This is a genomic window from Streptomyces sp. NPDC091282 (assembly GCF_044757385.1).
In the GTDB taxonomy this organism is placed as follows: domain Bacteria; phylum Actinomycetota; class Actinomycetes; order Streptomycetales; family Streptomycetaceae; genus Streptomyces; species Streptomyces gramineus.
Map to the genome: position 1 here is coordinate 120,489 of NZ_JBIVUX010000009.1, position 26,779 is coordinate 147,267.

General features: G+C 73.0%; 27 protein-coding genes and 1 riboswitch. Of the genes, 15 read left to right on the forward strand and 12 right to left on the reverse strand.

Annotated elements, in window-relative coordinates:
- Window positions 1-169: 169 nt before the first annotated feature.
- The 3 genes from ACIQOE_RS34065 to ACIQOE_RS34075 all read left to right on the forward strand — a co-directional run bounded on the left by ACIQOE_RS34065 (window position 170) and on the right by ACIQOE_RS34075 (window position 4,959).
- Entirely contained in the window at window positions 170-2,191 is a 2,022-nt protein-coding gene (locus tag ACIQOE_RS34065) for a GTP-binding protein (RefSeq protein ID WP_401415581.1), read from the forward strand.
- A gap of 83 nt (window positions 2,192-2,274) precedes the next feature.
- Complete coding sequence (locus tag ACIQOE_RS34070) at window positions 2,275-4,131, forward strand: cellulase family glycosylhydrolase (protein WP_401415584.1); 1,857 nt, start codon at window positions 2,275-2,277, stop codon at window positions 4,129-4,131.
- 162 nt (window positions 4,132-4,293) lie between these two features.
- On the forward strand, window positions 4,294-4,959 hold the full coding sequence (locus ACIQOE_RS34075; RefSeq protein WP_351323927.1) for a TetR/AcrR family transcriptional regulator: 666 nt from the start codon (window positions 4,294-4,296) through the stop codon (window positions 4,957-4,959).
- A 25-nt stretch (window positions 4,960-4,984) separates the two neighbouring features.
- On the opposite strand, the gene ACIQOE_RS34080 is transcribed toward ACIQOE_RS34075, so the two are convergent.
- Window positions 4,985-5,320: a hypothetical protein gene (locus ACIQOE_RS34080; protein WP_362647116.1), complete on the reverse strand. Its 336-nt coding sequence runs from the start codon at window positions 5,318-5,320 to the stop codon at window positions 4,985-4,987.
- Window positions 5,317-6,912, reverse strand: coding sequence for a cytochrome c oxidase subunit I (gene ctaD / locus ACIQOE_RS34085; RefSeq protein ID WP_401415586.1), 1,596 nt, complete (start codon window positions 6,910-6,912; stop codon window positions 5,317-5,319). Before ctaD ends, ACIQOE_RS34080 begins: the two co-directional genes overlap by 4 nt.
- Window positions 6,913-7,017: 105 nt before the next feature.
- On the opposite strand from ctaD, the gene ACIQOE_RS34090 reads away from it, so the two are divergent.
- Both ACIQOE_RS34090 and ACIQOE_RS34095 read left to right on the forward strand, forming a co-directional pair.
- Window positions 7,018-7,560, forward strand: coding sequence for a sigma-70 family RNA polymerase sigma factor (locus tag ACIQOE_RS34090; RefSeq protein ID WP_351323922.1), 543 nt, complete (start codon window positions 7,018-7,020; stop codon window positions 7,558-7,560).
- Window positions 7,553-8,539, forward strand: coding sequence for a CU044_5270 family protein (locus ACIQOE_RS34095; RefSeq protein ID WP_401415588.1), 987 nt, complete (start codon window positions 7,553-7,555; stop codon window positions 8,537-8,539). Before ACIQOE_RS34090 ends, ACIQOE_RS34095 begins: the two co-directional genes overlap by 8 nt.
- Here ACIQOE_RS34095 and ACIQOE_RS34100 read toward each other — a convergent pair whose 3' ends face one another.
- On the reverse strand, window positions 8,540-9,388 hold the full coding sequence (locus ACIQOE_RS34100) for a bifunctional 5,10-methylenetetrahydrofolate dehydrogenase/5,10-methenyltetrahydrofolate cyclohydrolase (RefSeq protein ID WP_365567239.1): 849 nt from the start codon (window positions 9,386-9,388) through the stop codon (window positions 8,540-8,542). It abuts the gene before it with no gap.
- 26 nt (window positions 9,389-9,414) lie between these two features.
- Window positions 9,415-9,497, reverse strand: a riboswitch (ZMP/ZTP riboswitch).
- Window positions 9,498-9,669: 172 nt separating this feature from the next.
- Window positions 9,670-10,035, reverse strand: a complete 366-nt coding sequence (locus ACIQOE_RS34105; RefSeq protein WP_351323916.1) for a nuclear transport factor 2 family protein — start codon at window positions 10,033-10,035, stop codon at window positions 9,670-9,672.
- Between the two features lie 171 nt (window positions 10,036-10,206).
- On the opposite strand from ACIQOE_RS34105, the gene ACIQOE_RS34110 reads away from it, so the two are divergent.
- Complete coding sequence (locus tag ACIQOE_RS34110; protein WP_351323915.1) at window positions 10,207-10,503, forward strand: hypothetical protein; 297 nt, start codon at window positions 10,207-10,209, stop codon at window positions 10,501-10,503.
- Between the two features lie 53 nt (window positions 10,504-10,556).
- Here the strand turns inward: ACIQOE_RS34110 and ACIQOE_RS34115 are convergent, their stop codons facing one another.
- Window positions 10,557-12,335, reverse strand: a complete 1,779-nt coding sequence (locus tag ACIQOE_RS34115; protein ID WP_351323914.1) for an ABC transporter ATP-binding protein — start codon at window positions 12,333-12,335, stop codon at window positions 10,557-10,559.
- A gap of 182 nt (window positions 12,336-12,517) precedes the next feature.
- Between ACIQOE_RS34115 and ACIQOE_RS34120 the strand changes: the two genes are divergently transcribed.
- Together ACIQOE_RS34120 and ACIQOE_RS34125 are read left to right on the forward strand one after the other, a co-directional pair.
- A complete protein-coding gene (locus ACIQOE_RS34120) occupies window positions 12,518-13,606 on the forward strand; it encodes an S-(hydroxymethyl)mycothiol dehydrogenase (RefSeq protein WP_351323913.1) in 1,089 nt (362 codons plus the stop codon).
- Entirely contained in the window at window positions 13,606-14,235 is a 630-nt protein-coding gene (locus ACIQOE_RS34125) for an MBL fold metallo-hydrolase (protein ID WP_351323912.1), read from the forward strand. The genes ACIQOE_RS34120 and ACIQOE_RS34125 overlap by 1 nt, the downstream gene beginning before the upstream one ends.
- 23 nt (window positions 14,236-14,258) lie before the next feature.
- On the opposite strand, the gene ACIQOE_RS34130 is transcribed toward ACIQOE_RS34125, so the two are convergent.
- Window positions 14,259-14,786 (reverse strand): hypothetical protein, encoded by a 528-nt coding sequence (locus ACIQOE_RS34130; RefSeq protein WP_365558732.1) that lies wholly within the window; start codon window positions 14,784-14,786, stop codon window positions 14,259-14,261.
- 50 nt (window positions 14,787-14,836) lie between these two features.
- Here ACIQOE_RS34130 and ACIQOE_RS34135 point away from each other — a divergent pair, with 50 nt between their 5' ends.
- Complete coding sequence (locus ACIQOE_RS34135; RefSeq protein ID WP_351937998.1) at window positions 14,837-15,655, forward strand: SDR family NAD(P)-dependent oxidoreductase; 819 nt, start codon at window positions 14,837-14,839, stop codon at window positions 15,653-15,655.
- Here the strand turns inward: ACIQOE_RS34135 and ACIQOE_RS34140 are convergent.
- On the reverse strand, window positions 15,641-17,035 hold the full coding sequence (locus ACIQOE_RS34140) for a pyridoxal phosphate-dependent decarboxylase family protein (protein WP_401415594.1): 1,395 nt from the start codon (window positions 17,033-17,035) through the stop codon (window positions 15,641-15,643). The genes ACIQOE_RS34135 and ACIQOE_RS34140 overlap by 15 nt on opposite strands.
- A 141-nt stretch (window positions 17,036-17,176) precedes the next feature.
- Between ACIQOE_RS34140 and ACIQOE_RS34145 the strand changes: the two genes are divergently transcribed.
- Window positions 17,177-17,872 carry a L,D-transpeptidase family protein gene (locus tag ACIQOE_RS34145; protein WP_365567231.1) on the forward strand — a complete coding sequence of 232 codons (696 nt, stop codon included), beginning with the start codon at window positions 17,177-17,179 and terminating at the stop codon, window positions 17,870-17,872.
- A gap of 29 nt (window positions 17,873-17,901) precedes the next feature.
- Here ACIQOE_RS34145 and ACIQOE_RS34150 read toward each other — a convergent pair whose 3' ends face one another.
- On the reverse strand, window positions 17,902-19,104 hold the full coding sequence (locus tag ACIQOE_RS34150) for a Gfo/Idh/MocA family oxidoreductase (RefSeq protein WP_351323906.1): 1,203 nt from the start codon (window positions 19,102-19,104) through the stop codon (window positions 17,902-17,904).
- Window positions 19,105-19,245: 141 nt separating this feature from the next.
- On the opposite strand from ACIQOE_RS34150, the gene ACIQOE_RS34155 reads away from it, so the two are divergent.
- Both ACIQOE_RS34155 and ACIQOE_RS34160 read left to right on the forward strand, forming a co-directional pair.
- Window positions 19,246-20,400, forward strand: a complete 1,155-nt coding sequence (locus ACIQOE_RS34155) for an ROK family transcriptional regulator (RefSeq protein ID WP_362647088.1) — start codon at window positions 19,246-19,248, stop codon at window positions 20,398-20,400.
- 141 nt (window positions 20,401-20,541) lie between these two features.
- Window positions 20,542-20,730 (forward strand): hypothetical protein, encoded by a 189-nt coding sequence (locus tag ACIQOE_RS34160; RefSeq protein WP_351323903.1) that lies wholly within the window; start codon window positions 20,542-20,544, stop codon window positions 20,728-20,730.
- An 88-nt stretch (window positions 20,731-20,818) separates the two neighbouring features.
- On the opposite strand, the gene ACIQOE_RS34165 is transcribed toward ACIQOE_RS34160, so the two are convergent.
- Window positions 20,819-22,192, reverse strand: a complete 1,374-nt coding sequence (locus ACIQOE_RS34165) for a S1 family peptidase (protein ID WP_401415599.1) — start codon at window positions 22,190-22,192, stop codon at window positions 20,819-20,821.
- Window positions 22,193-22,382: 190 nt separating this feature from the next.
- On the opposite strand from ACIQOE_RS34165, the gene ACIQOE_RS34170 reads away from it, so the two are divergent.
- Together ACIQOE_RS34170 and ACIQOE_RS34175 are read left to right on the forward strand one after the other, a co-directional pair.
- A complete protein-coding gene (locus ACIQOE_RS34170; RefSeq protein WP_401415601.1) occupies window positions 22,383-23,555 on the forward strand; it encodes a MalY/PatB family protein in 1,173 nt (390 codons plus the stop codon).
- A gap of 36 nt (window positions 23,556-23,591) precedes the next feature.
- Window positions 23,592-23,987, forward strand: a complete 396-nt coding sequence (locus tag ACIQOE_RS34175) for a PPOX class F420-dependent oxidoreductase (RefSeq protein ID WP_401415603.1) — start codon at window positions 23,592-23,594, stop codon at window positions 23,985-23,987.
- A gap of 40 nt (window positions 23,988-24,027) precedes the next feature.
- Here the strand turns inward: ACIQOE_RS34175 and ACIQOE_RS34180 are convergent, their stop codons facing one another.
- The 3 genes from ACIQOE_RS34180 to ACIQOE_RS34190 form a co-directional block, all read right to left on the reverse strand.
- Complete coding sequence (locus ACIQOE_RS34180; RefSeq protein WP_365558718.1) at window positions 24,028-24,423, reverse strand: DUF4440 domain-containing protein; 396 nt, start codon at window positions 24,421-24,423, stop codon at window positions 24,028-24,030.
- Between the two features lie 50 nt (window positions 24,424-24,473).
- Window positions 24,474-24,908, reverse strand: coding sequence for a zinc ribbon domain-containing protein (locus ACIQOE_RS34185; protein ID WP_351323894.1), 435 nt, complete (start codon window positions 24,906-24,908; stop codon window positions 24,474-24,476).
- A 209-nt stretch (window positions 24,909-25,117) separates the two neighbouring features.
- A complete protein-coding gene (locus ACIQOE_RS34190) occupies window positions 25,118-25,861 on the reverse strand; it encodes a TetR family transcriptional regulator (RefSeq protein ID WP_365558712.1) in 744 nt (247 codons plus the stop codon).
- Between the two features lie 174 nt (window positions 25,862-26,035).
- Between ACIQOE_RS34190 and ACIQOE_RS34195 the strand changes: the two genes are divergently transcribed.
- Window positions 26,036-26,767 carry a peptidoglycan-binding protein gene (locus ACIQOE_RS34195; RefSeq protein WP_401415606.1) on the forward strand — a complete coding sequence of 244 codons (732 nt, stop codon included), beginning with the start codon at window positions 26,036-26,038 and terminating at the stop codon, window positions 26,765-26,767.
- Window positions 26,768-26,779: the final 12 nt, after the last annotated feature.

The window sequence follows — 26,779 nt, forward strand, 5'->3', positions numbered from 1 at the left end:
CCGTGGCGAGATGACCGTTGAACGTTAATCCATTGCGGCGGGTGCGGTGCCCTGCTGCACTTCCCCCTGACCTGACGGCCCGACACCCCACCGAGAGGATCACCGATGCGCCCTGCGTGCCTGTCCGCCGAGGAAGGAAACCCACCCATGCCGAAGGACGTCACGCTCAGTGCATCTGCTCAATCTCGGAATTCTCGCGCATGTCGACGCAGGTAAGACCAGTCTGACCGAACGGCTGCTGCACACCGCCGGGGTCATCGACGAGATCGGCAGCGTCGACGCCGGCAGCACCCGGACCGACAGCCTTGACCTGGAGCGGCGGCGCGGCATCACCATCAAGTCCGCGGTCGTCTCGTTCCCCCTCGACTCGGTGACCGTCAACCTCATCGACACTCCGGGCCACCCGGACTTCATCGCCGAGGTGGAGCGGGTCCTCGGGGTGCTGGACGGCGCGGTCCTGGTCGTCTCGGCCGTGGAGGGCGTGCAGGCGCAGACCCGCGTGCTCATGCGGACCCTGCGGCGGCTGCGCATCCCCACGCTGGTCTTCGTCAACAAGATCGACCGGCGCGGTGCCCGGCACGAGGCGGTCCTCGCCCAGCTGGCCCGCAGGCTCGACGTCCCGCTCGTACCGATGGGACGCCCGGTCGCGCTCGGCACCCGCGCCGCCCGCTTCGAGCCGGGCCTCGGTCCGGCCGCGGTGGACGTGCTCGCCGACCACGACGACGCGCTGCTCGCCGCCCACCTCTACGGCGAGGTCGCCGGCGGCCGGCTGCGCGCCGCGCTCGCCGACCAGACCCGCCGGAGCCTCGTCCACCCGGTCTACTTCGGTTCCGCCGCCACCGGCGCCGGCATTCCCGACCTCGTCACGGGCCTGGAACGGCTGCTGCCCGCCGCAGCGGGCGATCCGGCAGGTCCGCTGTCGGCCTCGGTCTTCAAGGTCGAACGCGGACCGGCGGGCGAGAAGATCGCCTACGCGCGCGTCTTCTCCGGCGCCCTGCGGGTCCGCGACCGTATCCCGTTCGGGAGCGCCGCCCGGAAGGATGAGGCGGCGGACCGGGTCCCCGGCGGGGCCGGCGGAACCAGGCCGGAGGGCCGGATCACCGCGCTGAGCGTCGCCGAGCGCGGCACCGAGGTGCGGCGGGAGCGGGCCGGTGCCGGGCACATCGTCAAGGTGTGGGGGCTCGGCGGCGTCCGCGTCGGCGACGCGCTCGGCGTGCCCGGACGGGCGTACGAGCACCACTTCGCGCCCCCGAGCCTGGAGACCGTCGTCGTCCCCGCGCCCGCCACCGACCGGCGCGCCCTGCACGTGGCGCTCACCCAGCTGGCCGAGCAGGACCCGCTGATCGACGTCCGGCACGACGAGGTACGGCAGGAGACCTCGGTGTCCCTGTACGGCGAGGTGCAGAAGGAGGTCGTCCAGGCGACCCTCGCCGACGCGTACGGCCTCGGCGTCACCTTCCGCGAGACGACCCCCCTCTGCGTCGAACGCCTCACCGGCACCGGCGCTGCCGCCGAGTTCAACAAGAAGGACGGCAACCCCTTCCTGGCGACGGTCGGTCTGCGGGTGGAACCGGCGCCGGCCGGCGCGGGCGTCGGCTTCGGGCTGGAGGTGGAGCTGGGCTCGATGCCGTACGCCTTCTTCAAGGCCGTCGAGGACACCGTGCGCGAGACGCTCGGCCAGGGGCTGCACGGCTGGCCGGTCCCCGACTGCACGGTGACCATGACCCACTCCGGCTACTCGCCCCGGCAGAGCCACGCCCACCAGGGGTTCGACAAGAGCATGTCGAGCACGGGCCAGGACTTCCGCGGGCTGACCCCGCTCGTGCTGGCCGAGGCGCTGCGCCGGGCCGGGACCCGGGTGCACGAACCGATGCACCGGTTCGTGCTGGAGGCGCCCGCGGACACGCTGGGCGCGCTGCTTCCGGTGCTCACCCGGCTCGGCGCGGTGCCCGGACGGACCGGGACGCGAGGGGCGTTCTGCCGCCTGGAGGGCGTGGTGCCCGCCGGCCGGGTGCACCGGCTGGAACAGCTGCTGCCGGGGCTGACCCGGGGCGAGGGCGAGCTGGAGAGCGCGTTCGACCACTACGCGCCCGTCACGCAGGGCGCGGTCCCCGAACGCCCGCGCACCGACCACAACCCGCTCAGCCGGAAGGAGTACCTGCTGAACGTGGCGGGCCGGACGGGCGGCTGAGCCGTGCGTGTCTGACGGATATTCAACTTACCCATGAGTCAGAAGCATTGACGGTGCCCGGGGAGCACCGGACTGTGGTGGACATGACTCCTGTCCGGGCGCGTCTGATCGTTGTCCTGGTCGTCCTCTGCGGATTCCTCGCGGTGGCGGGCGCTCCGTCCGCCGCCGCGGCCACCCCGTCCGACTCCCTCTGGTTCGACGGCACCTCGCTCACCGTGCGGAACGGCCGCTTCGCCGACGGCCAGGGCCGCGAGGTGGTGCTGCGCGGCTACAACGTCTCCGGCGAGACGAAGCTGGAGGAGAACGGCGGCCTGCCGTTCGCCTCCGTCGCCGACGCCAGGAAGTCCGCCACCGCGCTGCGCGCCCTCGGCGGCGGCGACGTGGTGCGCTTCCTGCTCTCCTGGGCCCACGCCGAACCCGTGCGGGGCCAGGTGGACACCGCCTACCTGGCCGCCGTCACCGCCCAGATGCAGGTGTTCCTGGACGCCGGCATCCGGGTCCTGCCCGACTTCCACCAGGACCTCTACTCCCGCTACCTGTTCGGCCAGGGCAGCTGGTACACCGGCGACGGCGCACCCCAGTGGGCCGTGGCACTGGGCGGTTACCCCGCCGAGTCGTGCGGCATCTGCCTGTTCTGGGGCCAGAACATCACCCAGAACGCGGCCGTGCAGAAAGGCCAGTACGACTTCTGGCACGACAACCACGGCCTCCAGGACGCCTTCCTGGCCACCGCGCAGACCACCATGGCCTACCTGGCCGGGCACCTGACGTCCGACGAGTTCGCCGGTGTCGTCGGCTTCGACCCGTACAACGAGCCCTACGCCGGCACCTACGACTCCGGCCAGACCTCCCGGACCTGGGAGCGGGACCTGCTGTGGCCCTTCTACCAGCGGTTCCGGGACCGGATGGACGAGGCCGGCTGGAGCGCCAAGCCGGCCCTGGTCGAGCCCAACCTCTTCTGGAACGCCAACATCAGCACCCAGAAGCAGGAGGGCGGCCTGCTGGACGCCGGCACCCTCGGCTCCCGCTACGTCTTCAACACCCACTTCTACGACCAGAAGGCCATCTCCGGCATCCTGATGTGGGGCAACGCCTCGGACGGCCAGTACAGCGCCGACTTCGGCACCGTCCGCGACCGTGCCGCGGCCGCCGGGACCACGGCGATCGTCAGCGAGTTCGGGCATCCGCTGTCCGGAACGACCGCGGGCAAGGCCCCGACCGTCGACAAGGCCATGTACCAGGCCCTCGACTCCCGTCTCACCGGAGCCGCCTGGTGGTCCGCCCCGGCGTCCTCGGGCCCGGTCCTCTCCGGCACCCAGTGGCAGTGGGACCTCTACAGCGGCCGTCACCACGAGCTGATGAACGGCAACCCGGGCAAGGTCCTCACCTCCGGCGACGCCTGGAACGACGAGGACCTCTCGGCCGTCGCCATGAACGACTCCGGCACCGTGACCCTCCGCCAGGACGCCAGGCTCCTCGACCGGATCTACCCGGCCGCCACCTCCGGCTCCACCCTCGCCTTCACCTACGAGGACCGCTCGCGGGACGGCTCGACGACGCTGACCTGGAACCCGGTGCCCGGCTCGCTGCCGAACGTGGCCGCACTGGTGGGATCCGGCCAGTACGCCGTCCAGGTCTGGCGCTCCGGCAGTGCCGCCGCACCCACCGAACTGCACCTCCCGGCGTCCTTCCCGACCGCGTCCACCACGGTCGTCTCGGACCTGGGCACCGCCTACGGGCCGCCGTCGTACACGTCCTCGACGCCGGTCGGCGTGGCGCCCGAACCGGGGGGCACGGGCAGCCGCCGGCTGCTGCTCACCGACGCGGACTCCGGCGTGGCGCACTTCGCGCTGGTGACGAACGGTGCCACCGCGCCCGGCGCCGACCGGCTGAACGCGGCCAGGGCGGAACTGGCCGCCTGGGTGGCGGCGAGGTTCTGAGACCGGCCACGGGCCGCCGAGCCTTCGGGCATCCGGCGGCTCGCGGCGCAATCCCGTTGATGCCAAAGAGGACTTACCGGAAAGTAAGGTGGGGTAGGAGCACCGGAGGCGAGACGCGGGGCGACAGAATCGGTCATCGCGCGGATGACGTAGGGGGCAATCGTGGCGGGCAGGCTCAAGGCACCGACGGGACGCTACGGCGGCCGGTCCGCCGAGGAACGCAAGGCCGAACGGCGCCGGCGCTTCCTCGACGCGGCGCTCCGGCTCTTCGGCGACACGCCGGGATACCGCGCCACGACCGTCGCCGCGCTCAGCCACGCGGCCGGCCTGTCGACCCGGCAGTTCTACGAGGAGTTCCACACCCTGGAGGACGTGCTCGCCGCGCTGCACCTGGAGGTCAACGGCTGGGCCGAGGAGGCGGTCCGGGACGCGTTCCCGGAGGCGGAGCCGCTGCCGCTGGTGGAGCGGGTGACGGTGCTCTTCAGGGCGTACGCCCGTGACGTCACCTCGGACCCGCGCCGCATCCGGGTCGCCTTCGTCGAGATCATCGGCGTCAGCCCGCGGCTGGAGGACCAGCGCCTGGCGCGGCGGGCCCGGTGGGTGGAGCTGATCTGCGGCGAGGCCGACGCGGCGGTGGCGCGCGGTGACGCGGCGCCCCGCGACTACCGGCTGGCGGCGACGGCCTTCATCGGCAGCGTGAACGGGCTGCTGCACGACTGGAGCGCCGGCCGGGTGGACGCGACGCTGGACGACGTCGTGGAGGAACTGGTCCGGTTGCTGGTGGGGATGTTGCGCCCGGAGGGCTGGACGCCCGGCGGCGCCCGGTAGCCCCGCCGGCCCGCGGCTTCGTCCCTCACACGGACGGCGTCAGGAGGGCCGCCGCCGTCAGCAGGGCGCAGACCAGCAGGAAGCAGGCCAGCAGACGCCGCCGCAGGAACCGGTACCGGCTCTCGTACTCACGCCTCAGCTGCTCGCCGCGCTCCGCGGTGCGCCGCCAGGACGACCGGGTCAGTTCCAGGTACTCGCTCTCGAAATGCCGCTCCAGATCGGCGCGTTGGGAGTCCGTGAGCCAGCCGAGCCGGTCCGCGAGCCGCGCCGCCGCCCTGCGGCCCTCCGCCCTGGCCGCCGCCAGCAGCAGATGGCCCTCGACCTGTGCGACCAGCGCCCGTTCCTCCTCGCGTGCCGTCACCGGGTGCTCAACTCCCGCTCCACGGGGTGGTGCAGGTCGAACGCCGGGGACTCGCTGCGGATCTGCGGGAGGGAGACGAAGTTGTGGCGCGGCGGCGGGCAGGAGGTCGCCCACTCCAGCGAACGGCCGTACCCCCACGGGTCGTCGACCTCGACCTTCTCGCCGTACCTGGCCGTCTTCCACACGTTGTAGAGGAACGGGAGCAGCGACGATCCCAGCAGGAACGAGAAGATCGTCGAGACCGTGTTGAGGGTGGTGAGGCCCTCCACGGCCAGGTAGTCGGGGATCCGGCGCTGCATGCCCTCGGCGCCCAGCCAGTGCTGGACCAGGAAGGTGCCGTGGAAGCCGACGAACAGCGTCCAGAAGGTGATCTTGCCGAGCCGTTCGTCGAGCATCCTGCCGGTGAACTTGGGCCACCAGAAGTGGAAGCCGGAGAACATCGCGAAGACGACCGTGCCGAAGACCACGTAGTGGAAGTGCGCCACCACGAAGTACGAGTCGGAGACGTGGAAGTCGATCGGCGGCGAGGCGAGCATGACGCCGGTCAGACCGCCGAAGACGAACGTCACCAGGAAGCCGAGGGTCCAGAGCATGGGTGTCTCGAACGACAGCGAGCCCTGCCACATGGTGCCGATCCAGTTGAAGAACTTCACACCGGTCGGCACCGCGATCAGGAAGGTCATGAAGGAGAAGAACGGCAGCAGCACGCCTCCCGTGACGTACATGTGGTGCGCCCACACCGTCACCGACAGACCGGCGATCGCGATCGTCGCCGCGACCAGGCCCATGTAGCCGAACATGGGCTTCCGGGCGAAGACCGGGATGACCTCGCTGATGATGCCGAAGAACGGCAGCGCGATGATGTAGACCTCCGGGTGGCCGAAGAACCAGAACAGGTGCTGCCACAGCAGCGCCCCGCCGTTCGCGGCGTCGAAGACGTGCGCCCCGAACTTCCGGTCCGCCTCCAGCGCGAACAGCGCGGCGGCGAGGACCGGGAAGGCGAGCAGGACCAGGACGGCGGTCAGCAGCACGTTCCACACGAAGATCGGCATCCGGAACATCGTCATGCCGGGTGCGCGCATGCAGATGATCGTGGTGATGAAGTTGACCGCGCCCAGGATGGTGCCGAACCCGGAGAGCGCCAGACCCATGATCCACATGTCGGCGCCGACGCCCGGCGTGCGCACCGCGTCCGACAGCGGGGCGTAGGCGAACCAGCCGAAGTCGGCCGCGCCCTGCGGGGTGAGGAAGCCGCCCACCGCGATGGTCGAGCCGAGCAGGTACAGCCAGTAGGCCAGCATGTTCAGGCGCGGGAAGGCGACGTCCGGCGCGCCGATCTGCAGCGGCATGATCCAGTTCGCGAAGCCCGCGAACAGCGGCGTCGCGAACATCAGCAGCATGATCGTGCCGTGCATCGTGAACGCCTGGTTGAACTGCTCGTTCGACATGATCTGCAGACCTGGCCGGGCCAGCTCCGCGCGCATGAACAGGGCCATCACGCCGCCGAGGCAGAAGAACGAGAACGCCGTGACCAGGTACAGCGTCCCGATCGTCTTGTGGTCGGTGGTCGTGAGCCACTTGAGGTTCCTCATGCCCCGCCTGTGTCCGGGCCGATCGCGCCGGTCACACTCGACGGATGCGACGAGCGTCACCAGCAAGGGTGTGACGATCGGGAAGGTGCCGGACACGAACACGACATGAGCAACGACGAGACCTTCGCCGCTGCCTATCGCGAGCACTACTGGGCGGTCAGCCGTTATGTCGCGCGGCGACTGGACGGGCGGACCGGCGAGGTGGAGGAAGTGGTGGCAGACGTGTTCACCGTGGCCTGGCGCCGCCGCGCCGACCTTCCGGCGACCCCGCTGCCCTGGCTGTACGGCGTGGCACGCAACTGCCTCGCCAACGCGGTACGCGGACAGGGGCGCCGGCGCCGGCTGGTGGACCGGCTCGGCAACGACGAGACCGCCCACGGACGGCAGACCGTGGCCGGACCGGACACCGACCGGCCCGGCTCCTGGGTGCACGAGGCACTGGGCCGGCTCTCCCCGGCCGACCAGGAGGTCCTGCGCCTGACCGCCTGGGAGGACCTGGGCGTCGACGAGGTCGCGGTCGTCCTGGGCTGCGGCAGCCGGGCCGCCGCGATGCGGCTGCACCGCGCCCGCCGCCGGCTCAGAGCCGAGATCGACCGACTGCGCCCCCCTGCCGCCGAGGCACTCTCCGAGGGACACCGCCATGGCTGACGAACTCGACCTGCTGCGCACCGCCGACCCGGTACCCGCCGGCGGCCCCCACTACGGCGACGGACCCTTGGACCACACCGCCGAACGGCACCTCGCCCGGCTGCTGCACGACACCCCGCGCCCACGCCCCCGGCCCCGGTCGCGGCGGCTGGTCTGGTCGCTCGCCGCGGCCCTCGCCGCCGCCGTCACCGCGCTCGCCGTGCTCCAGGGCGGTCCCGCCGGCACCCCCGCGGTGGCCGCGCCCCGCCCGCTCGCCGTCCGCGCCCACTCCGCGCCCGTCCCGCTGGCCGACGTCGCGGAACTGGCCGCGGCGGCGGCCCGGGACGGGTCACCGGCCCTGCGGCAGGGCACGCACGTGCAGTCCTGGAGCCTCGGCATGAGCGACGGCAGGCCGCCGGTCACGCTGCCCGAGGAACGGGTGGTGCGCTGGGCGGCGGACGGCACCCACACCGAGGTCGTCGTGGCCACCGACCCGGCCCGCCCCGGCCGCCCGGTCCTCACCGACGACGGCGACCGGACGCGGCCGGTCGAGGACGGCCACGTGCTCAGCCGCCGCACCTTCCCGCCGATGTGGGGCGACGCCCCGCCGTACGGCACACCGCCGCACGACCCGGCGAGGCTGCGCACCTACCTGACCGAGCTGGCCGGCGGCGGCACCCGCACCCTCACCACGCCGGAGCTCCTGGACGCCACCCGGGAACTGCTGGACAACTGGACGCTCGGCGCGCGGGAGACGGCCGCCCTGGCCGCGCTCCTCGCCGAGGCCCCCGGACTGCGGCCGGCCGGCCGGGTCACCGACCGGCTCGGCCGGACCGGGCAGGCGTACGTCCTCGACGCGGCCCCGGGCGGGCGGCGGATGCTGATCCTGGACCCGGCCACCGGCACCGTCCTCGGCCTGGAGACCACGTTCACCCGCGACGACCCCGAGTACGGCGTGCGGGCCGGTGACGTCATGGACTACAGCGCCTGGATGCGCTGATCACGCCCCCAGCTGCCGGGCGGCGGCCTCGACGGTCTGCTCCAGCAGCACGGCGATGGTCATCGGACCGACCCCGCCCGGCACCGGAGTGATCAGCGAGGCCCGCTCGACGGCGGAGTCGAAGTCGACGTCGCCGACGTTGCCCTCGTTGTAGCCGGCGTCGAGCACCACCGCCCCCGGCTTGATGTCCTGGCCCCGGACCAGCCGCGGGCGGCCGACCGCGGCGACCACGATGTCCGCCTCCCGCACGGCGGCCGGCAGATCACGGGTACGGGAGTGGCAGTAGGTGACGGTGGCGTCGCGGGCGAGCAGCAGCATGCCGGCCGGCTTGCCGAGGATCGCGCTGCGGCCCACCACCACCGCGCGCTTGCCGGCCGGGTCGACGTCGTACGCGTCCAGGAGGCGCAGGATGCCTCCCGGCGTGCAGGAGACGAAGCCCGGCAGCCCGAAGCTCATCGTCGCGAACGACGCGAAGGTGACGCCGTCCACGTCCTTCTCCGGCGCGATCGCCTCGAACGCGGCCCGCTCGTCGATGTGTTCGCCGACCGGGTGCTGGAGCAGGATGCCGTGCACCGCCGGATCGGCCGACAACTCCCGCAGGACGGCGACGAGTTCCTCGGTGGTCGTGGCGGCGGGCAGCGCCACGTGCCGGGAGGCGATACCGGCCTTGCGGCTGCGGTTCTGCTTCATCCGCACATAGGTGACGGAGGCCGGGTCCTCGCCGACCAGCACGGTGGCCAGGCACGGCGTGACGCCGGTGCGCGCGGTGAGGGCGGCGGCGCGCTCCGCGGTCTCCTCGACGATCCGGCGGGCGACGGCGGTTCCGTCCATGAGTCGGGCATGGGTCATGCGGCACACTCCTGAGCTGATTCGACCTTGATCGCCCAGGCGCACGGCATCGACAGTGCGGGCCGCTCCACGGTGGTGCTCCACCTCAGCGCCAGTCACGGCCCGAGCCCAGGGTAACCGAGGCGCTCAGCGACTCCCGCGGCGATGCGCCGCCCGCAGCAGCGCTCGGAGCAGCACGGCGGAGGTGCGAGGACGGGCCCGACGCCGCTGTCCCAGCCCGGCCCGCGCCGAGAAGGTCCAGGTCAGCCGAGCGCTGACCTGGGCCCTTGCGGCCCTGGCGGCTACTCGTCCCATGCCTGGACGATGATCTGTTCGGCGATCTTCCCGTCGCGCAGCGTGATCATCGACTCGGCGAGCACCCGGACGCCGTCCGCGTACTCGCAGGACTCGCTGTAGGCGGCCCGGTCGCCCTGGACGACGCACTGGTCCAGGGTGTGCGTCATGTCCCGGCTGTAGACGTCGTCCAGCAGCGCGGCGATGTCCCCGCGGCCGTGCAGGACCCTGGGGTGGCTCGGCTGCGCGGTGCGGTCGACGATGCGGATCTCGGCGTCGTCCGCGTAGAGCGCCAGCAGACTGTTGCCCGTGTTGCCCTCGATGGCCCGGCGCAGCGTCTCGGTGTCGAACGTGGAGCCCGGCGCGGTGCCCATGGTGACCTCCAGCGGGAGCCCGCGGCCGATGCGGAGCGGGCCGCGGCAGCCCCGTCTTCGAGCCTCCTCCGCCCCGCCCGGCTCGGCAAGCGCAGGCCGCACGCTCCGCCTGACGGGTGAGCGGGAGTGCCCGCCCGTGTCCGGGCGGGCACTCCGGCCGTTGCTGGAGACATGATCTCAACACGACGTATCGTCGCCGCCGTCGGCCTTGCCGTCGGGGTCACCGGCCTCGCCGCGCCGCTGGCGAACGCGGCCGACGCGAGCGCACACGACCCCGGGAAGCTCACCGCGCTCGGCGTGCTCGACTCGGTCTCGCGCATCGGCATCCCGGCGGAGCACCAGGACGAGATCCCCAAGGTCTCGGAGCAGCTGCAGGGACTGAACGGGCTCCAGAAGCTGGGCGAACTGCACCAGCTCACCGACCTGGCCGCGCCCGCCATGGGACTGCTGCCGGGCATCGAGGCCTGACCCCGGCCGCACCCGAGGGCCGTCCCCGCCGCGGGGACGGCCCTTCGCCGTGCTCAGTGCCCGGCGGCCAGGAACTGGGTCGCCGCCAGCTCCGCGTACAGCGGATCCCCGGCCACCAGCTCCCGGTGCGTGCCCACCGCGCGGACCCGGCCCGCGTCCATCACCACGATCCGGTCGGCCGTCGTCACCGTCGACAGCCGGTGCGCGACCACCAGCACCGTGGTCGACCGCGCCACGTCGGCGACGGTGTCCCGCAGGGCCGCCTCGTTCACCGCGTCCAGCTGCGAGGTGGCCTCGTCGAGGAGCAGCAGCCGGGGCCGGCGCAGCAACGCCCGCGCGATCGCGACCCGTTGCCGCTCCCCGCCCGACAACTTGGTCCCGCGGTGCCCCACCAGCGTCTCCAGACCCTGCGGCAGCCGCTCCACCAGGCCGTCCAGCCGGGTCGTCTTCAGCACCCGCGTCACCGTGCCCTCGTCCGCCTCCGGGTTGCCGAGGAGCAGGTTGTCCCGCAACGACCCCGACAGCACCGGCGCGTCCTGCTCGACGTAGCCGATGGCCGAACGCAGCCGGGGCAGCTCCCAGTCGGCGAGCGGGCGGCCGTCGAGGGTGATCGTGCCGGACTCCGGGTCGTAGAACCGCTCGATCAGCGAGAAGACGGTGGTCTTGCCCGCGCCGGACGGGCCGACGAAGGCCGTCATGCCCCGGGCGGGCACCGCGAAACTGACCCCGTGGTGCACGTACGGCAGGTCGTCGGCGTACCGGAACCGTACGTCGGTGAAGGCGACGGCGGCCGGTTCGGCGCCGGCCGCCGGCAAGTCGACGGGCACGAAGGGCGGTTCGGCGGGCAGCTCCAGCGCCTCCCGGATCCGGGCGAGCGCGCCGGCCCCGGTCTGGTACTGCGTGACGGCGCCGACGACCTGCTGGATCGGCGACATCAGGTAGAAGACGTAGAGCAGGAACGCCACCAGCGTGCCGATGCCGATCGCACCGGTCGCCACCCGCGCCCCGCCCACCGCCAGCACCGTGATGAACGCCAGCTGCATCGCGAGTCCCGCCGTGTTGCCGGCCGCGGCCGACCACTTGGCGGCCCGCACGCTCTGCCGCCAGGACTCCTCGGCGGCCTCGTGCAGCGCACGCTCCTCGCGGGGCTCGGCGCCCGACGCCTTCACGGTGCGCAGCGCGCCCAGCACCCGCTCCAGCGACGCCCCCATCACCCCGACCGCGTCCTGCGCCCGCCGGCTCGCCCGGTGGATGCGCGGCACGATCGTGCCCAGGACGGTGCCCGCCCCGGCGATCACCGCGAGCGTGACGCCCAGCAGCACCGGGTCGACGACCCCCATCATCACCACGGTGGCGACCAGGGTGAGGCCGCCGGTGCCGAGCGCGACCAGCGAATCCGTGGTGACCTCGCGCAGCAGCGTGGTGTCCGAGGTGATCCGCGCCATCAGGTCACCGGGTTCGGTGCGGTCCACCGCGGCGATCCGCAGCCGCAGCAGGTACGACGACAGGGTGCGCCGGGCGCCGAGCACCACCGACTCGGCGGTGCGCCGCAGGACGTAGGAACCCAGCGCGCCCACGACGGTGTTGGTGATCACCAGAGCCGCCATCGCGAGCAACTTCCCCGACACCGAACGGTCGTGGGACAGGTCCTCGATCAGGCCCCGCGCCACCAGCGGCAGCAGCAGTGCGGTCGCGCCCGTCAGCAGCGAGAGCACCGCACCCGCCAACAGGGCCCAGCGGTGCGGCCGGACATAGCTCAGGAGCAGCCGGAACGCGGACGGACCGGGGCGGCCCGCGGTCCGTACCGGCACAAGGGCGTCTGCGGTGGTCACGGTGCTCCTCGTCCGGACGGTGGGCGGCCCACCAAGGCTACGTCGGTCCGCCCCGGCGCCGGGGCGGAAGGCGGTCGGCCGGGGGAAAGATCCGCGGTGACCGACGTGCTCCGTGCCGCGGCGGCCGGTCCCGCGTAGGGTCGGAACAGGCAGGTCAGCAGAGCGACGAAAGGGTCAGGTCCATGGCGCAGGAAGTACGCGGCGTGATCGCACCGGGCAAGGACGAGCCGGTGCGGGTCGAGACGATCGTGGTGCCGGACCCGGGGCCCGGCGAAGCCGTCGTACAGGTGCAGGCCTGCGGGGTCTGTCACACCGATCTGCACTACAAGCAGGGCGGGATCAACGACGAGTTCCCGTTCCTGCTCGGCCACGAGGCCGCCGGAGTGGTGGAGTCGGTCGGCGAGGGCGTCACGGACGTGGCCCCCGGTGACTTCGTGATCCTCAACTGGCGTGCCGTGTGCGGCCAGTGCCGGGCCTGCCTGCGCGGCCGCCCCTGGTACTGCTTCGACACGCACAACGCGAAGCAGAAGATGACCCTCGCCTCGACCGGGCAGGAGCTGTCACCGGCGCTCGGCATCGGCGCCTTCGCGGAGAAGACGCTGGTGGCCGCCGGGCAGTGCACCAAGGTCGACCCGGCCGTCTCCCCGGCGGTCGCCGGACTGCTCGGCTGCGGGGTGATGGCCGGCATCGGCGCCGCCATCAACACGGGCGGGGTCGGCCGCGGCGACTCGGTCGCCGTGATCGGCTGCGGCGGGGTCGGCGACGCGGCGATCGCCGGGTCGAACCTGGCGGGCGCCGCGAAGATCATCGCCGTCGACATCGACGACCGGAAGCTGGCGACGGCCCGCACCCTGGGCGCCACCCACACGGTCAACTCGCGCGAGACCGATCCCGTCGAGGCGATCCGCGAGCTGACCGGCGGCTTCGGCGCCGACGTCGTCATCGAGGCGGTCGGCCGCCCGGAGACCTACCGGCAGGCGTTCTACGCCCGCGACCTGGCCGGCACCGTCGTCCTCGTCGGCGTGCCCACGCCCGAGATGAAGCTCGAACTGCCGCTCCTGGACGTCTTCGGCCGCGGCGGCGCCCTCAAGTCCAGCTGGTACGGCGACTGTCTGCCCAGCCGGGACTTCCCGATGCTGATCGACCTGCACCTGCAGGGCCGGCTGCCGCTGGACGCCTTCGTCACCGAGACCGTCCGGCTCGACGAGGTCGAGAAGGCCTTCGACCGGATGCACGGCGGCGACGTGCTGCGCTCGGTGGTGGTGCTCTGATGACCACCCGCATCGAACGTCTCGTCACCGCCGGGCAGTTCACCCTCGACGGCGGCACCTGGGACGTCGAGAACAACGTCTGGATCATCGGCGACGAACGCGAGGTGATCGTCATCGACGCCGCCCACGACGCCGAGGCCATCGCCGAGGCCGTCGAGGACCGGGTCCTGAAGGCGATCGTCTGCACCCACGCCCACAACGACCACATCGACGCCGCGCCCGCCCTCGCGGACCTGACCGGCGCCAAGATCTGGCTGCACCCCGACGACCTGCCGCTGTGGAAGCTCACCCACCCCGACCGCGATCCCGACAACCACCTCACCGACGGGATGGTCATCGAGGCGGCCGGCGCCGACCTGACCGTGCTGCACACACCGGGCCACGCGCCCGGCGCCGTGTGCCTGTACGAACCGGGGCTGGCCACCGTCTTCACCGGCGACACCCTCTTCCAGGGCGGTCCCGGCGCGACCGGACGGTCCTACTCGCACTTCCCGACGATCATCGACTCCATCCGCGACAGGCTGCTCACGCTCCCGCCGGAGACGAAGGTCCTGACCGGACACGGCGACCCGACCACCATCGGCGCCGAGGCCCCGCACCTGGCGGAGTGGGTGGCCCGCGGCCACTGAGCCGGACACCGCTCGCGGAGGCGTCAGGCCTCCGCGAGCGGCAGGCGTCCGGAACGGCCGGGCGGCAGCGCCAGATCCGCGCGGACGGCCGCGTAGAAGCCGTCCCGCCCGTCGCGCTGCCGCTCCAGCAGGGTCCGCCACGCCTCGGGATCGCGCCGCTCCTCCCGCAGGAACCGCTCCATCGCCATCACCGCGAGCACCCACTCCTGGCCCTTGGCGACCACCGCGGGGCTGCCCAGCATGATGAGCCGCTCGCCGTGCGGGTCACGGGCCGACTGGGCCTCGGCCAGCAGGGGTGCGGCCTCCCGCGGGGAGAGCGGGTGGGGGTGCGGGTCGTTGCCCAGGTGGGCGGCGACCCGGTAGTCGACGGAGACGGTCCGCTTGAGCGCCTGCGCCCACTCGGCGTACACGGTCAGCCGGCGCTCGTCCCAGCGCGCCTCCTGCTCCCGCCGGAACCGCACCCGGTCACCCCGCACCACCGCGAGATACGAGCCGAGCGCGCCGATCACGACGCCGATGAGGGCCGGGAGTTGCTGCCAGAACGCGGTCATGTCGGCACGGTATCTGTCCTGTTGATCGTCGGGGCCGTACGGTCGTCGTCATGACCGGACTCAATCGCTTTGCGGGACACGGGGTTCTCGTCACGGGCGCGGCCCGCGGCATCGGGGCGGCCGTCGCCCGGCGGCTGGCCGAGGAGGGCGCCCGGGTGCTGGCGGCCGACCGGGACCTGCCCGAGGCGGAACGGACGGCCGCCGCCCTGCGCGAACAGGGCCTGGCGGTCGAGGCGTTCGGCTGCGACGTGGCCGACCGGGACTCGGTGACGGCGGCCGTCGAGCGGGCCGTCGGCGCCTTCGGCGGACTCGACGTACTGGTGAACTGCGCCGCGCACTGCACCCCGGACGTCCCGCTCTTCGAGGACCAGCCGGAGGACGGCTGGGACCTCGACCTCGACATCACCCTCACCGGCGTCTACCGCTGCTGCCGGGCCGCGCTGCCGCACCTGGCCGCCTCCGGCCGGGGCGCCGTCGTCAGCATCGGCTCCGTCAACGCCGAGGCCGACTTCGGCAACCACTCCTACAGCGCCGCCAAGGCCGGCCTGGTCTCGCTGACCCGCACCCTGGCCGGGCACGCGGCCGCGCGCGGGGTCCGGGTCAACCTGGTCGAGCCGGGCACCGTCCGCACCTCGGCATGGGCGGGACGCGAGGACGAACTCGACGCCCTCCGCCCGCTCTACCCGCTGGGCCGGATCGGCGAGCCGGCCGACGTCGCCGCGGCCGTCGCCTTCCTCGCCTCCCGCGACGCCGCCTGGATCACCGGCACCACGCTCCGCGTCGACGGCGGCCTCACCGCCGTCCACGGCGGCTTCCACGCGGCGCTGCGCCCACACCGGGAGGTCCGGCACGCCTCACAGGGCGGCTGACGCCGCCGTGAGCGCGGCCAGCACCCGCCGGGTGTCCTCCTCGGTGGTCCGCCAGTTGCTGAACGCCGCCCGCAGCGCGGGCACCCCGCCGTACACGGTCGGCGTGAGGAACGTCTCCCCGGAGGCGGCCACCGCGCGGGCGAGCGCGTCCACCCGGTCCTGCGCGGGGTTCTCGGCGAGGGTGAAACAGACCACGTTGAGCCGGACCGGGGCCAGCAGGCGCAGGTCCGCGAGGGCGTCGATGCCGGAGCCGAGGCGCCGGGCCTCGGCGATGTTCCGCTCCACGATCTCGCGGTACCCGTCACGGCCGTACGCGGTCAGGGAGAACCAGGCCGGCAGCGCCCGCAGCCGGCGGGAGGTCTCCGGGGTCAGGTGCAGGAAGTCCGGGTCGTCGGCGGGCGGACCGAGGTAGGGGGACTCGTTGTGGAAGACGGCCACCTGGAGGTCGCGGCGGCGGGTGAACTGCACGGCCGCGTCGTAGGGCACGTTGAGCCACTTGTGCAGGTCCACGCAGACCGAGTCGGCCTCGTCCAGTCCGGCGACGAGCGGGGCGTGGGCGGGGGAGAGGGCGGCGAACGCGCCGAACGCGGCGTCGACGTGCAGCCAGAAGTCGTACCGCCGCCGGAGCGCGGCGATCGCCCGCAGGTCGTCGAAGTCGACGGTGTTCACCGTGCCCGCGTTCGCGACGACGATCGCCGGACGCCCGTCGAGCGCCGCCAGCGCGGCGTCGAGCGCCGTGACGTCCACCGCCTCCCGATCACCCGGCAGCAGCGGCACCGGCCGCAGCCGGTCCCGGCCGATGCCGAGCACCGACAGCGCCTTGCCGACGCTGGAATGCGGGCTGCCGGAGAGCACGTCGACCGGGCCGAGCGCGGCCGCGCCCGCCCGGGACACGTCCACTCCGAGCCGTTCCCCGAGCCACTCCCGGGCGATCGCCAGTCCGACGGTGTTGGACATCGTGGCGCCGGTCACGAACGCCCCGCCGTGCGCCTCGCCGAGCCCGAACAGTTCGGCCAGCCAGGCCACCGTCTCGCGCTCCAGCGCGGCCCCCCAGGAGCCCGTGGCGGCGGCCGCGTTCTGGTCGTACGCCGAGGTCAGCCAGTCGCCGGTGAGGGAGGCGGGCGTCACACCGCCCGTGACGAAACCGAGGTAGCGTGGTCCGGCCGAGGCGGACAGACCCGGCGTCCACCGCTCGGTGAACCGGGCCAGCGCGCCCTCCCCGCCCTCTCCCCGTCCGGGCAGTGCCGCCCGTGCGGGCGCGGGACCGAGCGCGGCCACCGGACGCTCGTCCAGCCCGGCCAGCGCACGGACGGCCACGTCACGGGCCGACCGCAGGAGTTCCGGGAACCGGGCGAGATCGTCGGCGAGCATGCGGTGCATGGACGGCAGCCTAGGCCGCCCGTGCCGCCGCCGCCGAAGTTAACCGTTTCGTCACAGCGTGGCCGGTGCTACAACCAATGCCCTCGATCGGCCGGTCTAGGACCACGAGATCGCAGGACACAGGAAGGAGACATGCTTCACATGGGGGACATACGCAGACGAGGTGTCGTCGTGCTCGGTGTCACCGCACTGGTGGCGCCGCTCACGCTCGCCCTCACCTCCGCTCCGGCGCAGGCCGCGAGCTGTACGACCCAGGCGGGGCCGTACCAGAAGCAGGTGGAGAAGTTCCTCGGCCGGCCGGTGGACGGCAAGCAGTCCGCCGCCGACTGCAAGGCGGTCAAGGCCTTCCAGGACAAGCACGGCATCACGCCGGACATCGGCTACGCCGGGCCCGTCACGTGGGGCGTGATGGACCTGATGAACAAGCAGAAGGCCGTCGGCGACAAGCCGAACAAGGACGGCAAGTGCCCGACCGACAAGGGGCGCATCGCCTGCGTCAACCTGTCGCTCCAGCTCAGCTGGATCCAGGACGGCAACAAGCTGGTCTACGGCCCGGTCCCGGTCCGTACCGGCCGCAAGGGGTTCGTCACCCGCACCGGCCTGAAGAAGATCTACTGGCGTGACATCGACCACGTCTCCTCGCTCTACAACGTGTCGATGCCCTACAGCCAGTTCTTCGACGGCGGCCAGGCCTTCCACTCGGTGGGTCTCAGCATGTGGAACCCGCCGGGTTCGCACGGCTGCGTCAACATGACCACCGCGACCGCCAAGAAGTACTGGTCGCTCCTGAAGAACGGCGACGACGTCTACGTGTACGGCCGCAAGCCGGGCACCTGACGGCACCCGGCCCCGGCCGCCGTCCCGGCTCAGCTCTCCGGGGCGTCCCCGAAGTCCGGGATCGCAAGCCTGGCCCCGCCCTGCCGCGCGGACTCGTGCGCGATGATGCCCGGCAGGGTGTAGCGGGCGGCGACCCAGGCGTTGACCGACGGCAGCGAGCGCGTGTTGACGGCCGTCACGAAGTCGTCCACCAGGAAGTGGTGGCTGCCCTCGTGCCCGTTGTGCAGCGTGTCGAACTCCCGCGGCAGCCGGGCCCGGTCGTGCACCGGCGCCGAGCCGGAGGTGAAGGCGGCCCGCAGCTCCGGCGCGATGTGCTGGAGCGAGGGGTCGTCGGGCGACATGGTGGGCTTGGGCTCCAGCAGTTCGCTGATGTCCTGGACGCCCTTCTTGTCCTGCCACAACGCCACCGTCGCCAGCTGCTCCATGCTGGCCTCGGTACCGAAGAACCGGAAGCGGGACTCGCGGATGTGCGACGGGTAGCCCACCCGCCGGAACTCGTTCGTCCGGAACGACCCGCCGCCCGCGACCTCGAACAGCGCGGTGGCGTTGGACACGTCGTTGCCGAACTGGCTGACGTCCTTGTCGAAGACGCCGTCGCCCCGGTCGTCCGTCACCCCGATCGCCGACACGCTGACCGCGTGCGTCTGCCAGGCGCCCAGCACACCGCCCACCGCGTGCGTCGGGTAGAGGAGCGGGGGATAGCTGGCGGTCGCCTTCCAGTTCTCGCCGCCGCTGTAGCGGTAGGCGTCGTAGAAGCCCAGGTCCATGTCGTGGACGTAGTCGCCCTCGGCGTAGAACAGCCGCCCGAAGGCGCCCTCGGCGATCTGGTTGCGGGCGTGCACCGTCGCCGGGTTGTACTGGCTGGTCTCGCCCATCATGTACGTCAGCCCGGTCGCCCGGACCGCGTCGATGATCGCCGCGATCTCCTCGGTGGTGATCGCCATGGGCACCGCGGAGTACACGTGCTTGCCGGCGTTCAGGCCCTGCAGGACCAGCGGGCCGTGCGTCCAGCGCTGGGTGAAGATCGCGACCGCGTCGACGTCCGCCGACTCCAGCATCGCCTCGTACGACGGGAAGGTCCCCGCCAGGTCCTGGGCGGCGGCGAGCCGCTCCGCCCGCTCGGGGAGGAGGTCGGTGACGTACACGTTCCCGACGCCGGGATGAGCCTGGAACAGGGTGGCGAACTGGCCGGAGAACTGGCCGGCGCCGACGATGCCGAGTGAGAAAGTCATGACGGTTACTTTTGCTTCGGAAGAATCTCGCCGTCAAGGGGTGGAAAGAAGCAGGACAGACCTCAAGAGGGCGCTTCCTCGGCGCGTGCGGCGCACAGTAGGGTGGTCGGGTTACTTCGGCTACGGAAGAAAAGGAGTGCCGTGTCCGACTGGCTGCCGCTGAGCTCCGCGGAACGCTCCGTGGCGATCGAGGTGCTGGTGAACGGCCCGCTGTCGCGCACCGAGCTGGCCCGCCGGCTGAACCTCTCCCAGGGCAGCCTCACCCGCCTCACCAAGCCGCTCATCGAGTCCGGCCTGCTCGTCGAGGCCTCCTGGACCGGCGCGCCGGCCGAGGCGCGCCAGGGGCGTCCCTCGCAGCCGCTGGACGTGGTCGCCGAGTCCCGCTGCTTCCTCGGTTTCAAGGTCACCGACGAGACGGTGTACGGCGTCGTCACCACGTTGCGCAGCGACGTGGTCGCCCGGCTCGACCGTCCCCTCACCAGCCACGATCCCGAACAGGTCGCGGACCTGCTGGCCGCCATGGCCGCGGAACTCGCCGTGCGGCACCCGGCCGTCGCGGGCATCGGCATCGGTGTCGGCGGGTTCGTGCGCGAGCACGCGGTGGTCGGCGAGTCGCCCTACCTGCGCTGGCGCGACGTCCCGCTGGCCGACCTGGTCCGGCGGCGCACCGGCCTGCCGGTCGTGGTGGAGAACGACGTGGCCGCCCTGGTCGAGGCCGAGACCTGGTTCGGCGCCGGCCGGGGACTGGACCGCTTCGTCGTCCTGACCATCGGCGCCGGCATCGGCTACGGGCTGGTGCTCGGCGGCCGGCGGGTGCCCTACGCCGAGGAGGACCGCGGCTTCGGCCGGCACTGGATCATCGACCCGCAGGGCCCGCTGACCCCGGACGGCGAGCGCGGCAGCGCCGTGTCGCTGCTCACCATCCCCAGCATCCGCTACCAGATCCGGGCCGCCACCGGCCGCGACGCGTCCTACGAGGAGATCCTCGCGCGCGCCGCGGAGGGCGAGCCGATGGCCGCGCGGGTGATCGGCGAGGCCGGCCGCGCGCTGGGCACCCTGCTCGCGCACATCGCCAACTTCGTCATGCCGCAGAAGATCCTGCTCGCCGGCGAGGGGGTCGGCCTGATGGAGGTGGCCGCAGACGTGGTGCGGGACACCGTCCGCGGTCACCGGCATCCGCTCGCGGCCCCGGTGCACCTGGAGACCAAGGTCTCCGACTTCCACGACTGGGCCCGCGGCGCGGCCGTGCTGGCGATCCAGGTGCTGGTGCTCGGCGGTGGCGGCGCCGGAGGATGAACCGCGGTGGCCGCCCCGGCGGCCGGTGCCGCCGGGAATATAACTCCCTTTTACTTCGCGCTCATTGACGTGATGATGAACACGGTCCGATATGTCCATATCGGTCGTACTTACTCACGGCGCCTTCACGTCGATCGGCATATGCTTCACACCATGTCCACCACTGTTGAAGCCGTCACCGAGCGATCGGCCGACGAGGTCAACGAGGAGATCCGGGCCCTGTGGCTCCGGTCGGGCGGGACACTGAGCACCGAGCAGCGCGAGGAGTACCAGCGGCTCGTCCTCGAATGGGCGGCCGCCTCCCCGCACCAGCCGGACCAGGCGGCCTGACCGCCCGTCCCGGGCACCCGTCGAGGCGGGTGCCCTTCTCGTGGCCCCGCGGATCCCTCCGGAGCCCCGTCGGCCCCGGCCCTCGCCGTCAGCCCCAAGTCGCCGAGTAGTAGCGCTGGTAGGCCTTGCGGTCCTGCTCCGCACGGAAGTAGCGCGCCGCGACCAGCGCCACCAGGCTGCCCCCGATCACCAGCAGACCCGGCCCCACGTTCCGGGTGTCCGTGAGCCGGTCGACCAGACCGGTGCCGCCCGCGGAGCCGACCGGCGCCGACGCACCCGGCGAGGCGGCGTTCGGCGCGATCGCGCTGTGGGTGGCCGCCGCCGACGGCGCGGCCGGGGCGGCCTGTCCCGCGGCGCCGTTCCCCGCCGACCCGGCCAGCCGCACGTTCAGCGCCGCCATCGCCCGCGTCACCGGCTGGAAGAACGTCACCCCGCCCGCGGTGCAGTCGCCGCTGCCGCCCGAGGTCACGCCCAGCGCGATCCCCTCGGAGAACAACGGCCCGCCGCTGTCGCCCGGTTCGGCGCACACGTTCGTCTGGATGAGCCCGGTGACCGTGCCCTCCGGGTAGTTGACGGTCGCGTTGAGCGCGGTCACCGTGCCGTCGTGCAGCCCGCTGGTGGAGCCGCTGCGGAACACCTTCTGCCCGACCGTCGGATCGGCCGCGCCGGTGATCCGCACGCCCTGTCCGTTGCCGATGGCGACCACGTCCGCGTTGTCACCGGCCTTCCCGGACGCGTACTGGATCAGCGAGAAGTCGTTGCCGGGGAACTGCGTGTTGATCGTGGTGCCCAGCTGCCGGTCGCCCTGGTTGTCGTCGAACCAGACGGTGTTGGCGGGACCGCAGTGCCCGGCGGTCAGGATGAAGTCGGTCTGCCCGTTGGTGACGTTGAAACCCGCCGAACAGCGGCCGCCCGTGGACAGGATCGGCTGCGCGCCGTTGAGCCGGGGGCTGAACGTGCCCTGGGAGCGGTGCATCTGGACGAAGCCGCCGATCCGCGCGGCCACCTGGCTCAGGTCCGACCAGTCGGCGGCCGAGACCGTGCTGTCCGCCTCCACCGTCACCCGGTTGGTCCGGTAGTCCACCGCCCACGCGGTGCCGGCCACCCGCGGCGCGGCCCGGAGCGCGGCGGTCGCCGCCTTCAGCTCGTTCATGCTGTGCGACACCATCCTGGGCTCGGCGCCCGCCCGCTCGACCGCCGCCGCGGCCTGCCGGTCGGTCACCGCCACCACTGGCTTGCCGTCGGCGCCGATCCAGCTGCCCGCGGTACGGGCCGTCCCGAGCCGCGCCACCAGGGCGCTGCCGGTGTCACCGGCCTCGGCCGCCGAGCTGAACGGGACGGCGGCGCCACCGGGAGTCTCGCTCGCCATGGCCGTGGTGACCATCGCGCCTCCCAGAAGGAGTCCGCCGACCGCCGCCAGCTGTGTCCCCCGCCGGACGACCCGTCGTCGTGCGTGCCTCATCCATGGCTCCCGAAACCCCGAACGCGCGGTGCCGACACCGCGGGGCCCTCCGGTCGTCGAGCGCCCTGCTCTCCATACGGGGCCGGGCGCGGGGGTGTTCAGCGCGGTCTTGATCTTTGCGATCCCATGGTGCCGCGACATGGCCTCCGGGCACGTTCCCGCCCGCCCCCGGGCCGCCTATCTTGACCCCATGACCAGCATCCACCAGGAGAACCCGGTCGAACCCAACCCGTTGCGCGCCCTCACCCTCGACCAACTGCGCCGCCGTACCAGCATGAAATGGCGCACCTACCCGCAGGACGTGCTCCCGGTCTGGGTGGCGGAGATGGACGTGCAGCTCGCCGCGCCGGTGGTCCGCGCGGTCACCGACGCCATGACGCTGGGCGACACCGGCTACCCGGCGGGCACCGGCTACGCCGAGGCCCTCGCCGCGTTCGCCGCGAAACGCTGGGGCTGGCACGGGCTGGACACGGCCCGCACCGCGATCGTCCCCGACGTGATGCTCGGGGTCGTGGAGATGCTGAGACTGGTCACCGGTCCGGGCGACCCGGTCGTCGTCAACTCGCCGGTATATCCGCCGTTCTACCAGTTCATCGAGCACATGGACCGGCGGGTCGTGGAGGCTCCGCTCGGTCCCGGCGGACGGCTCGACCTCGACGTCCTCGCGGACGTCTTCCGCGGGCTCGGCGGCGGGCCCGCCGCCCACCTGCTGTGCAGCCCGCACAACCCGACCGGCACCGTGCACACCGCCGGTGAACTCACCGCCCTGACCCGGCTCGCCGAGCGGCACGGCGTCCGGGTCGTCGCCGACGAGATCCACGCGCCGCTCACCGCGCCGGGCGCCGGTTTCGTGCCCTACCTGAGCGTGCCGGGCGCCGAACGCGGCCTGTCCCTCATGTCGGCCTCGAAGGCCTGGAACCTGGCGGGCCTCAAGGCCGCGCTCGCGGTCGCGGGGCCCGGGGCCGCCACCTACCTGGCCCGGCTTCCCGAGGAGGTGAGCCACGGGCCCAGCCATGTCGGCGTCCTCGCGCACACGGCCGCCCTGACCGACGGCACCGCCTGGCTGGACGCCCTGCTGGCGGGACTCGACGAGAACCGGCGGCTGCTGGCCGGCCTCCTGGACCGGCACCTGCCCGCGGTCCGGTACCGGCCCGCCGAGGCCACCTACCTCGCCTGGCTGGACTGCCGCGCCCTCGGACTCGGAGACGACCCGGCCGAGGTCTTCCTGACGCGCGGCCGGGTCGCGGTCAACTCGGGGCTCCCGTTCGGCACCGGCGGCGCCGGGCACGTACGGCTCAACCTGGCCACCTCGCCCGAGGTGATCACCGAGGCGGTACGCCGGATGGCGGCGGCCGTGGGGTGAGGCGCGGCCCCGCCGGGGCGGCCCTACACTTCCGGCATGGACGACACCACCGGCACCGACATCGACCGGCTCGGCGCCGGCAAGTACCTGCTCGTCACCAGCTTCCGCAAGGACGGCTCGCCCGTTCCCACGCCGGTCTGGGTGGTGCGGGACGGGGAGACGCTCGGCGTCTGGACGACCGCCGACTCCTGGAAGGTCAAGCGGATCCGCCGCCGCGCCGATGTCCGGGTCGGCCCCTGCGACCTGCGCGGCCGGCCGACCGGCGAGCCGGTGGCGGCCACCGCCGAGATCACCGACGAGGCCACCACCGCCCGTTACCGCGGCCTCATCGCCCGTAAGTACGGCATCACCGGCCGGCTCACCCTGCTCGGCAGCAGGCTGCGGCGCGGCCGCGAGGGCACCGTGGGCATCCGGGTGACCCTCACGCACTGAGGCGCGGCACCACGTCAATGGGCCCTGCGCGTCGGGTCGTTCAGTGGAAGGCCGGATCGTCCGGCGGGACGAGGGTGGCCTGGTGGTAGTACATCCGCCAGCCGCTCTCCTCGTCGCGCCTGCGCCACAGCGAGCTGTGCCGGGAGCGGCGGTCGCCGAGGCGGGCCTCGAAGGTCAACTGCACCAGCCCGGGGGCGAGGACGACCCCGGTCATGCCGTACGGCTCGTAGCGCGGGCCGTTCCGCACCGCCCCGGGCCGGTCCGGGAGTCCGCCGAGCGCCTGCTCGTAGGTGTACCGGCGGCCGTGCGCGCCCACCTCGACGAACTCCGCGTCGAGCAGTTCGGCGGCGCGTTCCCGTGAGGCGCGCACCTCGGGATCCATGAGCCGCAGCTCGCCCGCGATCGCCGCCCGCACCTGCTCGGGTTCCTCGTTCATGGTGCCCTCCTCGCCCCGGTCCGGCTCTCGCGTCGCCGGGTGCCGGGCCGTCAGCTCCACGCCCGGTAGGGCTCGTCGAGCAGCTGGAAGACCGGCTCGCCCCGCACCGGGTCCTTGGCCGTGGACAGCTTGACCCGGTCGCCGCTGTGGATGCCGATCGGCGGACCCATCACCCGGCCCCGCACCACGAACCCCTCGGCCATCTCGATCAGGGACACGTTGCGCGCGGCGGGCGTGTTGCGGTGCACCACCGTGGAGTGGCGGACCGTTCCGGTGCCCTCGCTGTGCTCCGTGCGCAGGTCGCTGCCCTGGCAGACCGGACACAGCAGCCGGTGGTACATGGCCGTCGCGCACCAGGTGCAGCGCTGGAAGACGATGGCGTCCTTGGGACGGTCCGTACGACCGAGGCCGGCGGGCACGGGGTCGAGAACGCTCGTCGCGAATCCGACCGCCGACTGCGCGGCGCTCGCCGAGTGGTGGTACACGCTGGTCAACTCCCTGCGCTCGCCCGGAAACCCGAATCGCGCATGCACGGACCGGACCGCGCACGCGTGTGCCCGGTTCGCCGTGCCACCGTGCACGCCGTCAGCGTATGGCACTCAGTGTCAGCCGTAAAGGCACTGCGTACCCCGAAAATGCGGGGATTCCGCGAGGACCACCGGGTGCCGGAGCCGCCGAGGGCCGTCCGGGGCCGTCAGGCGCGGCCGAACGCGGTCTCGATCTCCTGCACGACCCGCCACAGCGGGGCGTCCCGCCGGGAGACCAGCACGACCACGTCGTCCGGATGCTCCACCGGCCCGCCGAACAGCGCGGCCGGGGCGCCGTCGGCCGCCGGTCCGGCCGCCGGGCCGCCGAACGCGGCCCGCACGTAGCCGAGGGCGTGGTCGACGGTCACCGCCGCGTCGCCCTCGCCGTCCGAACGCAGCCAGGAGCGCAGCGCGTTGTTGTGCGCCGCGACCACGGCGGCGGCGACCACGTCCGCCCGCAGCGTCCCCTCCGGGCGGCCGGCGTACCGGTCCCGCAGGTACTGGGCCAGCGCGCGCTCGTAGCGCCACACCACCGACAGTTCGTACGCGCGCAGCCCCGGCACCCGCTTGGTCAGCCGGTAGCGCTGCACCGAGAAGGTGGGGTTCTCCGCGTACATCCGCAGCACCAGCCGCGCCGCGTCGCACACCCGCGCCACCGGCTCGCACTCCGGGCCGCTGGCGGCCAGGAAGGCGGTCATGTCGGCCAGGCAGCCCTCGTGGTCGGGGAAGACCACGTCCTCCTTGGACGGGAAGTAGCGGAAGAACGAGCGCCGTCCCACCCCGGCCAGGGCGACGATGTCGTCGACGGTCGTCTGCTCGTAGCCGCGCTCCAGGAAGAGCCTGAAGGCCGCCGTCACCAGGGCGTCCCGCATGGGCGGCTTCACGGGCGGCGCCGTGCTGCTGGAGCTCATGGACGCGAACGTAGCACTTCACCAGCCTCATGGCACTCAGTGCACACCTGGTGGGGAACTGAGTGCACTCCGCTGTCGTGTCCCGCCGCGGATGAACCGGGGGAGCGGTCCCGCCGTATCTGTTCCCGGGGATCGCGGACGTCCCGGGCGCACGGGACGCGGAAGGAGAGCAGTGTGTCGACACCGCCCGACCCTGAGCAACCGCACCGCGGGCCGGTCCTGGAACCGGTCCGGGTCCTGCGTCCACGCCGCCTCGACGCCCTCGCGGAGCTGATGCGCGAGATCCGGGAGGAGGCCGAGGCCGGCGGACGGACGGACGGGGCCGGCCCGCGCACCGGCGGACAGCCGGGCCCCGAGGCCTTCGACGCCTTCGAGAGGGAGCGCCGGTCCGCCGCCGGGACCGAGGACGACACCGAGGAACTGCCGCCGGTACCGGACGGCCCGCGCACCGGCCGCTCCGGCCGCGCCCCCGGCTCCGGCCCCGGACTGCGCCGGGCCGCCGCCGTGGTGGCCGTCGGCGCGGCAGCCCTGGTCGGCTTCGGCTGCGCGCTCCTGCTGCCCGGCCGCGAGGGCGCCGCCGCGGCCGACCGGTCCGCACCCCCGGCCACCACGGCACCGGCCGCCTCCGCCCCGCCCGCCGCGGACACCTCGGCGGACCCGGACGGCGCCGGCACCCTGCGCGCGGGCGACAGCGGTCCCGAGGTCGTCGACCTGGAGCAGCGGCTGCTGCGCATCCCGGACGTCTACCGCGACGGCTCCACCGGCGGCACCTACGACGCCGCCCTGACGGCGGCCGTGGAGCGCTTCCAGATCTGGTACGGCATCAGCGGTGACGAGCGCGGCGTCTACGGCGACGACACCCGCCGCGCCCTGGAGTCGCGCACCGGCCCGGCGGCGGACGGCTGAGGGCGGGCCGCT

Coding starts and splice junctions, on each gene's coding strand:
- ACIQOE_RS34070 (WP_401415584.1), top strand. CDS start 2,275: ATGACTCCTGTCCGGGCGCGTCTGATCGTTGTCCTGGTCGTCCTCTGC.
- ctaD (WP_401415586.1), bottom strand. CDS start 6,912: ATGAGGAACCTCAAGTGGCTCACGACCACCGACCACAAGACGATCGGG.
- ACIQOE_RS34090 (WP_351323922.1), top strand. CDS start 7,018: ATGAGCAACGACGAGACCTTCGCCGCTGCCTATCGCGAGCACTACTGG.
- ACIQOE_RS34095 (WP_401415588.1), top strand. CDS start 7,553: ATGGCTGACGAACTCGACCTGCTGCGCACCGCCGACCCGGTACCCGCC.
- ACIQOE_RS34100 (WP_365567239.1), bottom strand. CDS start 9,388: ATGACCCATGCCCGACTCATGGACGGAACCGCCGTCGCCCGCCGGATC.
- ACIQOE_RS34105 (WP_351323916.1), bottom strand. CDS start 10,035: ATGGGCACCGCGCCGGGCTCCACGTTCGACACCGAGACGCTGCGCCGG.
- ACIQOE_RS34110 (WP_351323915.1), top strand. CDS start 10,207: ATGATCTCAACACGACGTATCGTCGCCGCCGTCGGCCTTGCCGTCGGG.
- ACIQOE_RS34120 (WP_351323913.1), top strand. CDS start 12,518: ATGGCGCAGGAAGTACGCGGCGTGATCGCACCGGGCAAGGACGAGCCG.
- ACIQOE_RS34125 (WP_351323912.1), top strand. CDS start 13,606: ATGACCACCCGCATCGAACGTCTCGTCACCGCCGGGCAGTTCACCCTC.
- ACIQOE_RS34130 (WP_365558732.1), bottom strand. CDS start 14,786: ATGACCGCGTTCTGGCAGCAACTCCCGGCCCTCATCGGCGTCGTGATC.
- ACIQOE_RS34135 (WP_351937998.1), top strand. CDS start 14,837: ATGACCGGACTCAATCGCTTTGCGGGACACGGGGTTCTCGTCACGGGC.
- ACIQOE_RS34140 (WP_401415594.1), bottom strand. CDS start 17,035: ATGCACCGCATGCTCGCCGACGATCTCGCCCGGTTCCCGGAACTCCTG.
- ACIQOE_RS34145 (WP_365567231.1), top strand. CDS start 17,177: ATGGGGGACATACGCAGACGAGGTGTCGTCGTGCTCGGTGTCACCGCA.
- ACIQOE_RS34150 (WP_351323906.1), bottom strand. CDS start 19,104: ATGACTTTCTCACTCGGCATCGTCGGCGCCGGCCAGTTCTCCGGCCAG.
- ACIQOE_RS34160 (WP_351323903.1), top strand. CDS start 20,542: ATGCTTCACACCATGTCCACCACTGTTGAAGCCGTCACCGAGCGATCG.
- ACIQOE_RS34165 (WP_401415599.1), bottom strand. CDS start 22,192: ATGAGGCACGCACGACGACGGGTCGTCCGGCGGGGGACACAGCTGGCG.
- ACIQOE_RS34170 (WP_401415601.1), top strand. CDS start 22,383: ATGACCAGCATCCACCAGGAGAACCCGGTCGAACCCAACCCGTTGCGC.
- ACIQOE_RS34175 (WP_401415603.1), top strand. CDS start 23,592: ATGGACGACACCACCGGCACCGACATCGACCGGCTCGGCGCCGGCAAG.
- ACIQOE_RS34180 (WP_365558718.1), bottom strand. CDS start 24,423: ATGAACGAGGAACCCGAGCAGGTGCGGGCGGCGATCGCGGGCGAGCTG.
- ACIQOE_RS34190 (WP_365558712.1), bottom strand. CDS start 25,861: ATGAGCTCCAGCAGCACGGCGCCGCCCGTGAAGCCGCCCATGCGGGAC.